This is a genomic window from Marinifilum flexuosum (assembly GCF_003610555.1).
Taxonomy (GTDB): Bacteria; Bacteroidota; Bacteroidia; order Bacteroidales; family Marinifilaceae; genus Marinifilum; species Marinifilum flexuosum.
In genome coordinates, this window is record NZ_RAPQ01000010.1 from 341474 (window position 1) to 356549 (window position 15076).

Genomic DNA, 15076 nt, shown 5'->3' on the forward strand with positions numbered 1-15076 from the left:
ATTCAGCGATTGACCTCGCCACTCAGAAGCTTTCGGGTAATTAGTATTGCTCGACTTTGACGTTACCGCCTTTACATCTGCAACCTATCAACGTTATCGTCTCTAACGACCCTTAAAGGAAATCTCATCTTGAGGTAGGCTTCGTGCTTAGATGCTTTCAGCACTTATCCCTGCCCAACGTAGCTACTCTGCTATGCAGCTGGCGCCACAACAGATACACTAGAGGTTAGTCCAACCCGGTCCTCTCGTACTAGAGTCAGATCCTCGCAAATTTCCAACGCCCACAACAGATAGGGACCGAACTGTCTCACGACGTTCTGAACCCAGCTCGCGTGCCACTTTAATGGGCGAACAGCCCAACCCTTGGGACCTTCTCCAGCCCCAGGATGTGACGAGCCGACATCGAGGTGCCAAACCGCTCCGTCGATATGAGCTCTTGGGAGCGATCAGCCTGTTATCCCCGGAGTACCTTTTATCCTTTGAGCGATGGCCCTTCCATACGGAACCACCGGATCACTATGCTCTACTTTCGTACCTGCTCGACCTGTATGTCTCACAGTCAAGCACCCTTGTGCCATTGCACTCTTCAGACGATTACCAAACGTCTTGAGGGTACCTTTAGAAGCCTCCGTTACTCTTTTGGAGGCGACCACCCCAGTCAAACTACCCACCACACACTGTCCGTCGTTAGACGTTAGACTTCAGATAAGCAAAGGGACGTATTTCAAGGATGACTCCACGATACCTGGCGATACCGCTTCATAGTCTCCGTCCTATCCTACACATCACTTACCCAAAATCAATGTGAAGCTGCAGTAAAGGTTCACGGGGTCTTTCCGTCCCGTTGCGGGTAATCGGCATCTTCACCGATACTACAATTTCACCGAGCTCATGGCTGAGACAGTGCCCAGATCGTTACACCATTCGTGCAGGTCGGAACTTACCCGACAAGGAATTTCGCTACCTTAGGACCGTTATAGTTACGGCCGCCGTTTACTGGGGCTTCATTTCAGACCTTCGCTTACGCTAAGCCCTCCACTTAACCTTCCAGCACCGGGCAGGTGTCAGGCCTTATACTTCATCTTTCGATTTTGCAAAGCCATGTGTTTTTGGTAAACAGTCGCCTGGGCCATTTCACTGCGGCCTCCCGAAAGAGGCGTCCTTTCTCCCGAAGTTACAGGACCATTTTGCCGAGTTCCTTAGCCATGAATCACTCGAGCGCCTTAGTATTCTCTACTTGACTACGTGTGTCCGTTTGTGGTACGGGTCTCTATTACCTGAAGCTTAGAGGTTTTTCTTGGAAGTAAAATTACACGCACTATCAGCGCTGCCGTAGCATTGCTGTACTATCAGATTTCAGCTCAACTTGCGGATTTACCTACAAGTCTCATAGCATACGTCCTTCAACGAACTATTCCGTCAGTTCGCGGCGTTGTCATCTCTTCGTCACCCCATCGCAGTAATAGAAAGTACCGGAATATTAACCGGTTGTCCATCGAGTTCGCCCTTCGGCTACCCCTTAGGTCCCGACTTACCCTGATCCGATTAGCGTTGATCAGGAAACCTTAGTCTATTGGCGTGCGGGTTTCTCGCCCGCATTATCGTTACTTATGCCTACATTTGCTTTTCTAAAAGCTCCACAATACATTACCATACTGCTTCTGCGCCGTTAGAATGCTCCCCTACCAGTTAGAATAAATTCTAAATCCATAGCTTCGGTGGTATATTTATGCCCGATTATCATCCACGCAAGATCGCTCGACTAGTGAGCTGTTACGCACTCTTTAAATGAATGGCTGCTTCCAAGCCAACATCCTAGCTGTCTAAGCAATCTCACCTCGTTTGTTCAACTTAACATACACTTGGGGACCTTAGCTGATGGTCTGGGTTCTTTCCCTCTCGTCTGTGGACCTTAGCACCCACAGGCTCACTGCCAGATATAAGTTATAGCATTCGGAGTTTGTCTGGATTTGATAGGCGGCGAAGCCCTCGCATCCAATCAGTAGCTCTACCTCTATAACTCTCGACTCTGACGCTGCACCTAAATGCATTTCGGGGAGTACGAGCTATTTCTCAGTTTGATTGGCCTTTCACCCCTACCCACAGTTCATCCGAACACTTTTCAACGTGTGACGGTTGGGCCCTCCACTCTGGTTTAACAGAGCTTCAGCCTGACCATGGGTAGATCACCAAGTTTCGCGTCTACCCCCACTAACTTTACGCCCTATTCAGACTCGCTTTCGCTTCGACTACGCACCTGAAGTGCTTAATCTCGCTAGTGAGGAGTAACTCGTAGGCTCATTATGCAAAAGGCACGCAGTCACACCATATAGGTGCTCCTACCGCTTGTAGGCGTACGGTTTCAGGTACTCTTTCACTCCTCTGTTCGAGGTGCTTTTCACCTTTCCCTCACGGTACTTGTTCACTATCGGTCTCTCAGGAGTATTTAGCCTTACCAGATGGTCCTGGCAGATTCACACAGAATTCCTCGTGTTCCGCGCTACTCAGGATACTACTAGATTCACTTTGCTTACGTGTACGAGACTATCACTCTCTATGGTATGTCTTTCCAAACACTTCCACTTCACGCCGATCATCATATTATAGTCCTACAACCCCACCATTGCCGAAACAATAATGGTTTGGGCTAATCCCCGTTCGATCGCCACTACTAGGGGAATCACTTTTGTTTTCTTCTCCTCCGGTTACTTAGATGTTTCAGTTCTCCGGGTTTGCCTCCTTTCGGATACTCATTGCTGAGTGGGTTGCCCCATTCGGAAATCTACGGATTAATGGTTATTTGCACCTCACCGTAGCTTATCGCAGCTTATCACGTCCTTCATCGCCTCTGAGAGCCTAGGCATCCGCCATACGCCCTTAATTACTTCTTTTTGTGCCAATAAAAGTATAAACTTTCATCACGAAATCAATCGTTGTTTCTTTACTTTTTGGTTACTTCTACTTTACTACTTTCAACATGTCAAAGAACTTTAATACACCATCGTATTATGTGGAGAATATCGGAGTCGAACCGATGACCTCTTGCGTGCAAGGCAAGCGCTCTAGCCAGCTGAGCTAATCCCCCATAAGCATTATTGTAGTCCTGCGCAGATTTGAACTGCGGACCCCTACATTATCAGTGTAGTGCTCTAACCAACTGAGCTACAGGACTAAATTAATAATCCATATGCTAGCGGTCTTAAACACCCTAACGCTATGGGTTATGGTATATTAAATGAAAACAAGTAAAAAGTTAGGCAAAACAGTAATGAAACCTGTCTGTTACCATAAACCTATTGTCGATATTCTAAATCTCTAGAAAGGAGGTGTTCCAGCCACACCTTCCGGTACGGCTACCTTGTTACGACTTAGCCCCAGTTACCAATTTTACCCTAGGTCGCTCCTTGCGGTTACGAACTTCAGGTCCCCTCGGCTTCCATGGCTTGACGGGCGGTGTGTACAAGGCCCGGGAACGTATTCACCGTATCATTGCTGATATACGATTACTAGCGAATCCAACTTCACGGAGTCGAGTTGCAGACTCCGATCCGAACTGAGACTAGCTTTTGAGATTAGCATCCTGTCACCAGGTAGCTGCCCTTTGTACTAGCCATTGTAACACGTGTGTAGCCCTGGACGTAAGGGCCGTGCTGATTTGACGTCATCCCCACCTTCCTCTCACCTTACGGTGGCAGTCTCGCTAGAGTCCTCAGCATTACCTGCTAGCAACTAACGATAGGGGTTGCGCTCGTTATGGGACTTAACCCGACACCTCACGGCACGAGCTGACGACAACCATGCAGCACCTTGTAATTTGCTCCGAAGAGAAGATCCGTTTCCAGATCGGTCAAACTGCATTTAAGCCCAGGTAAGGTTCCTCGCGTATCATCGAATTAAACCACATGTTCCTCCGCTTGTGCGGGCCCCCGTCAATTCCTTTGAGTTTCATTGTTGCCAACGTACTCCCCAGGTGGATTACTTAATGCTTTCGCTCAGTCGCGCACTGTGTATCGCGCACAACGAGTAATCATCGTTTACGGCGTGGACTACCAGGGTATCTAATCCTGTTCGCTCCCCACGCTTTCGTCCATCAGCGTCAATAGTAGCTTAGTGAGCTGCCTTCGCAATCGGTGTTCTACGTTATATCTATGCATTTCACCGCTACATAACGTATTCCGCCCACCTCAACTAAATTCAAGACAACCAGTATCAATGGCAGTTTCACAGTTGAGCTGTGAGATTTCACCACTGACTTAATCGCCCGCCTACGGACCCTTTAAACCCAATAAATCCGGATAACGCTCGAATCCTCCGTATTACCGCGGCTGCTGGCACGGAGTTAGCCGATCCTTATTCATACGGTACCTTCAGTTCCCTACACGTAGAGAAGTTTATTCCCGTAAAAAAGCAGTTTACAACCCATAGGGCCGTCATCCTGCACGCGACATGGCTGGTTCAGGCTTTCGCCCATTGACCAATATTCCTCACTGCTGCCTCCCGTAGGAGTCTGGTCCGTGTCTCAGTACCAGTGTGGGGGACTATCCTCTCAGACCCCCTAAGCATCATCGTCTTGGTGAGCCGTTACCTCACCAACTAACTAATGCTACGCATGCCCATCTTGTACCCCCAAAGGTTTAAATCATCTCCCATGCGAAAAATGATTGTTATGCGGTATTAATCCGGATTTCTCCGGGCTATCCCCCTGTACAAGGCAGGTTGCATACGCGTTACTCACCCGTGCGCCGGTCGTCGCCTGGTGCAAGCACCATCGTTACCCCTCGACTTGCATGTGTTAGGCCTGTCGCTAGCGTTCATCCTGAGCCAGGATCAAACTCTTCGTTGTATAAAAGTTTTTATAAATTCTGTCTCATTCAGATTATCAAAGTTTAATGGTAATTTTTAATTGACAAGGTTTTATTCTTGTATTTACCTAACTTCTTGTTTTCAATATTTTCAAAGAACGTATCGTTCTGTTTTTCCTTAGTTATTCACCCGAAAAAATCAGGCGGAAAAGCGAGTGCAAAGATAAATAAAACTACATCCAAATTCCAAATAAAATTTGAAATATTTTTGAAGTTTTTTTTCAAGTCGTGATTTCCATCAAATCATCAACTACACTCCCAAAACTCTTTCTAACTCCTCCCGTTGAAGAAGCGGCTGCAAAGATAAATACTTTTTATTTAATTTTGCAAATCATTTTTAAAACTTTTTTAAGATTTAAATCCTTTCGAAAGCCTCATAGATACTAGTGCTCCAAAGAATCGCTATCCCTGTCAAAAGCGGCTGCAAAGATAAATAAATTACTTCTACAATTCCAAATGCTTTTGAAAAAAAATTAAAAAATAAAAAATTAAAATTGGATGCTTAGTAGGTGTAAATAATCAATTAAAAAAAGATTCCTACGACCACCCTACCGCTGCCTATAAAATACTACTAAACAACCATTTTATAAATCCACTCTCCGTTGAAAGTGGATGCAAATATAATAGACAGAAGTCCAAAGTTCCAAACATTTTTAAAAGAAAAAGTAAAGAAAAATCACAAAGGCCTGATTTACAAATACAAAAAAATCACAATAAGATTGTGATTTTACAATAGGCTTATTCTATGATGTAATTTCTAAATTCCATTCAATAAAAGTTCCTTTAAACTATTTACCTGGTCTTTATTCCCAAGAACAAACAAATGATAGTTTTTCTCTAGCATCAATTCGGGAGATGGATTGTAAATATACCCCCCCTCTCCATCTTTCAATCCTATGATATTAGCACCTGATCTATTTCGTACATTTAATTCCTTTATTGATTTTCCGACAAAACAACCAGACAAATCCTGACAACTTACCTCTTCCAGCTTTACACCTTTGGTAGATTGCAATAGGATATTATCCAAAAATTCAACCACATCAGGTTGGGCAACCAACTTTGCCATTTGCTGACCTCCCAAACGATCAGGCATTATTACATTATTAGCTCCAGCTCTTTTTAGCTTACTGTCAGATTGACTATTGGAAGAACGAGATATAATTTTTAAACCAGGATTCATTTCACGAGCGGTTAAAACCACATAAACATTTTCTGCATCATTGGGAATTGCAGTAATCAATGCTTTAGCTTCAGAGATATTAGCCATATCAAGCACCTCTTCCATGGTAGCATCACCTTGGATAAAAAGAAGATCAGAAAAAGCTCGGACTCTCTCAATCGCAGATTCATTTGAATCTACAACAACAACATCCTCACCATGCTCTATCAACTCCAAGCTTGCTTGCTTACCATTTCGGCCAAAACCACAAACAATTACATGACCATTTAATTTTTCAATTTTCCTCACAATCCTATAATCTTTTAAGTTTCTACGAAATACGCCATCTAAAATAAACCTGGTTATTGCAGAAGCCAAATAACCAAAAATTCCAAAGCTTATAAATATTAAAAATACGGTAAATATTTTTCCTGTTTCAGACAAAGGATGAACTTCTTGAAAACCAACAGTAGAAATGGTTATAACCGTCATATACAAGGCATCAACAATGCTGTAAGCCTCATTTATATACATATAACCAGCTGTACCAACCAAAACAGTTAGTACAAGAAAAAACATGGCAATACTTAAAGTTCGGATATTCTCTTCCCAAATTTTTTGTCTATTCATAGGAGCAAGTCAATAATAATCTAAGATAATCAATATCCTTAAATAGAATGTAGCTGTGTAAACTTATTTGGTATGTGTCTGATAATTTTTTATTCGAATAATTCGATTACCGAATTCACACTGCAAACATCTGTGCTCATCGCAATAGTTCACCTTCAACTGCAATAAAGCTTGAGAATACCAAGATGATTTTACCTCTACTCCACATTCTTTCCACCTATCAATTATAGAATTCTTTTCTTCCGGGATTTCTTCCAAAAACTTTAAAGCTTTTTCTTTCATCAACTCATCACCATTAATATCACCATAGCAAAACAAGATGGGAACAATCGAATTGATTACAATTGAATTGATTGTCATTTTTCCAATTTGCTTGCTTTTGTTTTTTGATTCACCCCCAAATTGATAATGAGTCTCCCAATAGCTAGAAACCTGAATTTCGAACAAATGCTGAATATCTTTATAAGATCCACAATCCAGAATTTTTGAAAATAAAGAGGAAGATTTATGAATAAGAGCTGCCAACTGTGCAATTCGGATTGTTGGAAAATTACCTGGCCTTAACCTCAACCATTTCCATCGATGCAAAGGCAAAGGTTTTAACTCATATTTAATTGCAAGAAACAAGTATTCCTGCTGTAGGTTTTTATAATAAGCATCATCAATAGAATCATTCAGCAATCCAGCCTGACCAAACAATAAAGCTTCCAATTGTAATAGTGAATTCTTTTGTCGAGCCAAAATCTTTAATGGCAACACTTGCGCCAACTGCTGAAAAGGATCAGCGTTGACCTTCATCCCAAAATATCTAGCAATAATCTGATAAAATGTTTCTTCCCATGAATTCTTATTCAGTTTCAGCATTTTCTTCACATCAGCAGATTTTCTCTCCAAGCGCTCCAATATCATTCTATCCAACCAGTTTCGCACAAAGAATTTTTCAACCGAACTGATTTCATCATAACAAGGAATCCACTGAGTGGAATACATAAGTTGATTGTAATTCTGCAGCAAACCTGAATCGAATTTTAGAATCAAACAAGGCAATTTTCTAGTTTCATCTATAAATACATCTGCATCATCTTCATAAACTACATGCAAAATCACATTATTATAGGCTGAATCTTGTTGATGCTTGTGCTGATACCAGAATGATGATTTGATATGAACCTCTATATTTCCAGCCCACATCACATCATTAATCTTAACCCGAGCATCAAAAAAGTCCGGACCAGCATCTTTATTTTGCTTCCCAATATTTATAACTTCTATTTTATCTCCTCCAGTAGAGAACAGGTTTTGACCATCAAAAAGCTTGTGCTTCCAAATAAACTGCAGAAATTCCTCATTCATACCATAATATTTTTACAGTAAGTATTCGAAATTTAATAATTCGCTCAGTAAAAGACAATAAAAAAGCGACGTTTAATCAAACGTCGCTTCAATATCTTTAAGGAGTGCTTACTACAATACCGATTTCTCCTTCAATAGATCTTCCATTTCCAATTGTAACTCTTTAGCTTTTTCACCAGCTACTTTTGCAAAATTCTCAGAAGCATCAGCAAAAATAACTCCTCTCGAAGAGTTTACAAGCAAGCCACATGATTGGTTCATTCCATACTTTGCAACTTCCTGAAGGCTTCCTCCTTGAGCACCAACCCCTGGAACCAACAAGAAATGATCAGGAGCAATCTTGCGAATATCACCCAACATTTCAGCTTTTGTAGCTCCAACAACATACATCATGTTTTCTTTAGTTCCCCAATCTTGAGATTTTTCAAGGACTTTCTCGAACAACTTTTGTTCTCCTTCCTGGAAAAACTGAAGATCGAAAGCTCCTTTATTCGAAGTTAACGCCAATAGAATAACCCATTTGTTTTTATACTCCAAAAATGGAGTTACAGAATCCTCTCCCATGTATGGTGCAACTGTAATTGAATCGAATGGCATATTTTCCAAAAATGCACTTGCATACATTTTCGATGTATTTCCAATATCTCCTCTTTTCGCATCAGCAATCAAGAAAATCTCTGGATATTTTTCTTTGATATAGTTTACTGTTTTTTCAAGACTATTCCATCCTTGAGCTCCTCGGCACTCATAAAAAGCAATGTTTGGCTTGTAAGCAACGGTAAATTCTGCAGTTGCATCAACAATTTCTTTGTTAAACTCAAATACAGGATCCTCAGAATCTAATAGGTGAGAAGGAATTTTTTTGATATCGCTATCTAAACCTACACATAGGAAACTTTTTTTCTTTTTGATTTGCTCAAATAATGCCTGATAATTCATATTGAATAAAATTGGTTGTTTAGTAATATTTTAACAAAAAAAAGGCAGTGGAAAAACCACTGCCAATATCTTTATAAACCACTTTCTTTAAGTCGCTCTGCGTTTTCTTCAATTTGAAGTTTGTCGATAATTTCCTGAACATCGCCATCCATAACTGCCGACAAATTATATAACGTAAGGTTGATACGGTGATCAGTAACACGTCCTTGCGGATAGTTGTAAGTTCTAATCTTAGCCGAACGGTCACCTGTAGAAACCATAGTTTTACGTTTCGATGAAATTTCATCCAAGTATTTTTGATGCTCCATTGCATAAATACGCGAACGAAGCTCTACCATTGCCTTTGCCAAGTTCTTCAACTGCGATTTCTGATCCTGACAAGTTACTACAATATTTGTAGGAATGTGAGTCAATCGGATTGCAGAATAGGTAGTATTTACCGACTGTCCACCAGGACCAGAAGAACAGTAAGTATCTTTACGGATATCGCTTTCTTTGATATCAACATCAAACTCTTCAGCTTCTGGCAATACTGCTACTGAAGCAGCACTGGTATGAACTCGTCCTTGAGTTTCTGTTTGTGGAACACGCTGCACACGGTGAACTCCCGACTCATACTTCAATACTCCATAAACTCCATCACCATTTACATTCATTACAATTTCCTTGTAACCACCAGATGTACCTTCACTAAAGCTTGAAATGGAAACCTTCCAACCTTTAGATTCACAATATTTGGTATACATTCTCGCCAAGTCACCAGCAAAAATACTTGCCTCATCACCTCCAGTACCAGCTCTGATCTCAAGAATTGCATTTTTAGAATCCTCTGGATCGGCTGGAACCAGCAACAACTTAATGTTTTGCTCCATATCCGGAAGTTTCACTTCTAAATCTTCCAATTCCATCTTTGCCATTTCTCTCAATTCCTCATCTGATTCATTTGCAATGATATCTTTCGACTCAGCAATTGTATCAACGGCATTCTTATATTGCTTAGCAGCCTCGGTAACTGCTTCCAATTCTTTATATTCCTTGCTAAGCTTTACAAAGCGCTTCATGTCTCCCATCACTTCTGGATCGGTGATCAACTGACCAACCTCCTTAAATCTGATAAAGACACCTTCTAATTTATCTAGGATCAAATTATTGCTCATGCTACAATATTCTAAATTTTGCACAAAATTAGAAAAATAAAACGACTTTAATACTGAAGTATGAAATTATAGTTCATCAGCTGTTTAATTTAGATAAAAGCAGAGCAAAATACGGCAAACAAAAAGCTTACCAAAATCAACCTATTTTAAACAAGAGTGCTTAAATTATCATGATTTTAAATTGAAAAAAAAATCATGCTACCTATTTACTTTTTAATCGTCAAAAACTATTTTTATTTAAAGAGAAGAAGCACAAATTCAATAAACCTGTTTACAAAACCAAATACCCTTTAACCAGAATGGTTTTATTGAATTTAAATTTGCAAAAACAGCAAATTGCAACTTCTAATTTTACCTGTAACAACAAATTTTTGGATTGTATTAATTAGATTAATTATCACCGCCTAATCCGATGCTTATGGTTAAAGTTAGAATACCCCGAAACGAAGATCAATTATTGGGATTGTTAGGAAAAATCAACAAAAGACACGAATGCAATAAGAAAAAAAGTCTTTTGAACGGAGCTGTCAATATGGATCGCCTAGTTGAAAAATCTAAAAAAATTAGAAATTTTAAGGATCTAGAGTCAGAACCAAGTGCAAAAAAACAATCTTTTGATCACTCAAAGAGCAATGATTTAAAGTTTATCTCAAGCGAAATTCGCAGCATCAAAAATTTATTGCTTGCTGTTTATCCTGATGAGCCCAAAGTGATTAAAGAATGGGGCTTCGAAATAAATGATTAAGTCTGCAATCAAATTACAGACACCAATAAGAAAATGCCATTCAACTCTTTGAGTGGTATTTTTTATTTGAATATCAGAAGGTCAACCTCTTCTAATTTATATATTGAAAACTGAACATTCACTCTTAAAACCTGAAGTTTTAATATCAAAAACTCAATAATTAATATTAAAAGTAGACCTTTTAACATTGAAGAGTGATGTTTCAATATTAAAACATGGCGTTTCAACGTTGAAGATTGAAGTCGCAACATTAAAAGTTAATGCGTCAACTTTTCTTACTCTCTTTTTAGCCCTACTGGACATCATTTTTCATTAAAAGTTGAAGTTTCAACGTTAAAACTTTATGTAACCACATTGACACCACAATTGTCAACGTTGAAAGCTGAGCTATTAATGTTAAAACCTGAACTTTTAACATGGAAAGTTCAGGTTTTAATATGTATTTATGAGATCACAAGTTTGAAACTTGGATCTTTAAAGATCATCTTTAGTAAACGAATTCTCCAAATTCGCTTTTGATCGTTAATTTCTTGCCTTCATAAGCCTCACATCTACCAACAATCTGAGCATCTACATTAAACTCTTTTGAGATTGCGATGATATCTTCAGCAATTTCTTGTGGAACATACAATTCAAATCTATGTCCCATATTAAAGACTTTGTACATTTCGACCCAAGCGGTTCCACTTTGCTCATGAATTAATTTGAACAATGGTGGCACATCAAACATGTTGTCTTTTACCACATGAATATTATCCACAAAGTTCATAACTTTGGTTTGAGCTCCGCCCGAACAGTGAATCATTCCATGAATTTGAGAACGATATTTATCCAAGATTTTTTTGATAATTGGAGCGTAGGTTCTGGTTGCTGACAATACCAATTTACCTGCATCAATATCTACCCCTTCAACCGAATCGGTTAATTTGCAATTGCCTGAATAAACCAAATCTTCAGGAACAGCATTATCGAAGCTTTCAGGATATTTTTCCGCCAAATATTTCGAGAATACATCGTGACGAGCAGAAGTTAATCCATTTGAACCCATACCTCCATTGTACTCCGATTCGTAAGTTGCCTTACCCGATGATGAAAGACCAACAATTACATCACCATCCTGAATTTTCTCATTGGTGATTACATCTTCACGTTTCATACGGCAAGTAACGGTAGAATCAACAATAATGGTTCTTACCAAATCACCAACATCAGCAGTTTCACCACCAGTTGAGTGAATATTTACGCCAAGCTTGGCATACTCGGCAAGCAACTCTTCGGTTCCATTAATAATTGCAGAAATTACTTCTCCCGGAATTAAATTCTTGTTTCTTCCAATTGTAGACGACAAAAGAATATTATCAACTGCACCTACACAAAGCAAATCATCAATATTCATGATTAAGGCATCCTGAGCAATACCTTTCCAAACGGAAATATCACCAGTCTCCTTCCAATACATATATGCCAAAGATGATTTTGTTCCAGCCCCATCGGCATGCATAATATTGCAATATTCATCATCACCAGTTAAATAATCGGGAACCACCTTACAAAAGGCATTCGGAAATAGGCCTTTATCAAGGTCTTTAATCGCACTATGTACATCTTCCTTCGAAGCCGAAACGCCTCTAAGATTGTATCTTTCGTCTTTTCTCATGGTTGTTTAGAATAAAAGGTAAAAGTAAAAAGGTAAAAGCAAAAAGTCATTTTTGTCCCAAACGAAACATTCACAATCATTTGCCGATCTTAAACCAAGATTACTCCTTCAATTTTTTAGCTTCGGCAAAGGTAATCTTTTTCCCTTTATAGTATGCGATTACAAATGCTTTAATTCCTTTCTTATTGATCTTTTGCGATTCCAATTTAGCTTCTTTGTAGCTATCGTAAATTCCCGTGGTATATCGAACGGCCGATTGATTAACCGGAGCTTTAAAAACCACTTTGAAATTTTGAATTACTCCGGGAACCGTTTTCTTCCCAAAAGCACCAATCTGAATGGTATAAAACACACCTTTTACTTTATTTAAATCTTTAATTTGAGTATTTCCAATCTGATTAGGATCACTTCCTGGTTTCACTTTGGAGTTGGGGCCAGGTACATAATCGGTTGATAGAACTTTAAACTCTGTTCTCCTGTTCAACTGATTGGCAATTTCTTTTTGCTTAGAGGTAAACTGCCAAATATTTTTCTCGGTAAGCACTGTTTCTTCCAACAAGAAATCATATTCATCAGCAATTTCTTTGCTCACCACCCTAGGTTGTGACTCTCCATATCCGTGTGCAACCAAACGATCCCAATATATTCCATTTTCAATTAAATAATCAACAACCGACTGTGCTCTTTTCTGAGAAAGGTCCTTATTGGTGGATTCACTCCCAACAAAATCGGTATGTGAACCCAATTCAATTGTAATTTTCGGATTATCATTTAAGGTTTCAACCAAAGCATCAAGAGCTTCTTTCGATTCTTCGCGAAGACTCCACTTTCCAAAATCGTAGAAAATATTTGGCAACTCAATTGGTTTTTCTATTGCCTTCAAGCCTATCATCGATTTAAAATTTCGACTCACTTGAATTCCCACTGTACTTACCTGCTCTTTGCCATTCAAATAACCATCTTTCGAAACCATAGCTATATATTCCAAGTCAGGTTTCAATTCAAATCGAAAGTTTCCTTTGTCATCTGTTTTCACATCCAATTGTTCTCCATCAGATGAAACCAAATTAATACTAGCTCGTTCAACAGGAGCTTTAGACTCCGAATCAACAACTTGCCCTATAAATGCAAATTGCAAAGGCACATAATCAAATCGGTAGATGTTATCATTCCCTTTTTTTCGCGAAGACGAAAACATTCCTTTCTCTTTATTGGGCTGAAAATGAATTGCAAAATCATCGGCAGTAGAATTGATCGGATATTTCATATTCTCTACTTCCCACAAACCAGACTCAGCTCTTTGTGCCATATAGATATCCAATCCACCTATTCCTCCTTTACGATCTGAGGCAAAATAAAGCTTACCGTTGTCGCGGATATGTGGAAACAATTCATCTTCTTCAGAATTGATTGGCTTACCTAAATTTTGTGGCTCTGTCCATCCACTTCCACTTTTTTTACTCATCCAAATGTCATTTCCTCCATAACCACCTGGCATATCCGAAACAAAATATAAAATTGTACCATCTGCAGAAATGGATGGGTGTGCAACAGACAAAGAATCGGGAACCAATTCCTGAAGAGCTACCCTGCCCCACTCTCCATTCTGCCTTTGTACAGCAAAAATTTTCGTTCCTTGATTGTCCTTATTTATTTTTCGTGAAGAAGTGAAGTAAAAAATATCTCCACTTGAATTAAAACAAGCTGCACCTTCGTTCCAATCTGAATTGATCGTATCGCCAATCGTAGAAGGCTTACTCCACTGATAAGTATCAGTAATTACAGTTCGAGTTGTGGCCTTTCTTCCTTTTTTCTTTCGTGATTTTCGAACCACCTCATTTGAATAGTGCGACTCTAATAAATTTGTAAAGTACTCACCAGTAACACCATCTTTTTTTACCTTATCTTTTAATTTTCGATTTGATGTAAAGAAAATCACATTGGTATCTTGTCCCATATATATTGGAGCAAAATCACTAGATGCAGAATTAAATTCTTTCAAAACTTCCACTTTATACCTTCCTGGAAATTCCTCCCAATAAGAAACTCTTTTCAGAATTTTAGCTGCATCATCGGTTTGTTCGGCCTCAGGTTTTAAATCCAAATATTCCCAGAAATTCTCTTCCGCCTCCTCAAGTCTGTAGTTTTTAAGCTCGGCATAGCCCAAGCCTTTTACTGCATCCACGAAAGTATCCCTATTCATAATAGCCTTTCGATACCATGATGATGCTTTTCGCGGTCTATTAATCTCATCAAAACAATTTGCATTCATAAATGCAATTTCTGCTTTTCGCTCCCTGTCTTTCTCTTTTTTATATGCCTTTTCATACATTTCCTGCGCATGAAAATACCTGCCGGATTTTAGCATTTTATTTCCACGATTAACGTAAGATTGCGATGAACAAGATATTAACAAGCCTATTATACAGAGTAATCCTGCGAAAGAAAGAATTTTCATTATGTGATATGTTCGATTATAAAGTATAAAAATAAATATTTTATTCTATTGTCAACCTATCAAAACAGAAAAGGATGTCCATTATATATGAACATCCTTTTTCTAAAAATATT

The 15076-nt window shown here is 39.2% G+C and carries 7 protein-coding genes, 2 tRNA genes and 2 rRNA genes; 1 reads left to right on the top strand and 10 read right to left on the bottom strand.

Annotation, left to right across the window (positions count from 1 at the left end):
* Positions 1–20: 20 nt before the first annotated feature.
* The 8 genes from BXY64_RS14695 to prfA all read right to left on the bottom strand — a co-directional run bounded on the left by BXY64_RS14695 (position 21) and on the right by prfA (position 10103).
* A 23S ribosomal RNA gene (locus BXY64_RS14695) occupies positions 21–2891 on the bottom strand.
* Between the two features lie 120 nt (positions 2892–3011).
* A tRNA-Ala gene (locus BXY64_RS14700) sits at positions 3012–3085 on the bottom strand.
* A 13-nt stretch (positions 3086–3098) separates the two neighbouring features.
* A tRNA-Ile gene (locus tag BXY64_RS14705) sits at positions 3099–3172 on the bottom strand.
* Positions 3173–3319: 147 nt separating this feature from the next.
* Positions 3320–4843, bottom strand: a 16S ribosomal RNA gene (locus BXY64_RS14710).
* The 16S and 23S rRNA genes sit together here with 2 tRNA genes alongside, the layout of an rRNA operon.
* Positions 4844–5619: 776 nt before the next feature.
* On the bottom strand, positions 5620–6654 hold the full coding sequence (locus tag BXY64_RS14715) for a potassium channel family protein (RefSeq protein WP_120240751.1): 1035 nt from the start codon (positions 6652–6654) through the stop codon (positions 5620–5622).
* A 63-nt stretch (positions 6655–6717) separates the two neighbouring features.
* Positions 6718–8007, bottom strand: coding sequence for a DUF2851 family protein (locus tag BXY64_RS14720; RefSeq protein ID WP_120240752.1), 1290 nt, complete (start codon positions 8005–8007; stop codon positions 6718–6720).
* Positions 8008–8118: 111 nt separating this feature from the next.
* Positions 8119–8946, bottom strand: coding sequence for an orotidine-5'-phosphate decarboxylase (gene pyrF, locus BXY64_RS14725; protein WP_120240753.1), 828 nt, complete (start codon positions 8944–8946; stop codon positions 8119–8121).
* Between the two features lie 71 nt (positions 8947–9017).
* Complete coding sequence (gene prfA, locus BXY64_RS14730; RefSeq protein WP_120240754.1) at positions 9018–10103, bottom strand: peptide chain release factor 1; 1086 nt, start codon at positions 10101–10103, stop codon at positions 9018–9020.
* Between the two features lie 418 nt (positions 10104–10521).
* On the opposite strand from prfA, the gene BXY64_RS14735 reads away from it, so the two are divergent.
* Positions 10522–10848, top strand: coding sequence for a hypothetical protein (locus BXY64_RS14735; RefSeq protein WP_147376004.1), 327 nt, complete (start codon positions 10522–10524; stop codon positions 10846–10848).
* A gap of 487 nt (positions 10849–11335) precedes the next feature.
* Here BXY64_RS14735 and BXY64_RS14740 read toward each other — a convergent pair whose 3' ends face one another.
* Both BXY64_RS14740 and porE read right to left on the bottom strand, forming a co-directional pair.
* On the bottom strand, positions 11336–12505 hold the full coding sequence (locus BXY64_RS14740) for an AIR synthase related protein (RefSeq protein WP_120240756.1): 1170 nt from the start codon (positions 12503–12505) through the stop codon (positions 11336–11338).
* Positions 12506–12605: 100 nt separating this feature from the next.
* Complete coding sequence (gene porE, locus BXY64_RS14745; protein WP_120240757.1) at positions 12606–14963, bottom strand: PorE family type IX secretion system protein; 2358 nt, start codon at positions 14961–14963, stop codon at positions 12606–12608.
* Between the last annotated feature and the right edge of the window lie 113 nt (positions 14964–15076).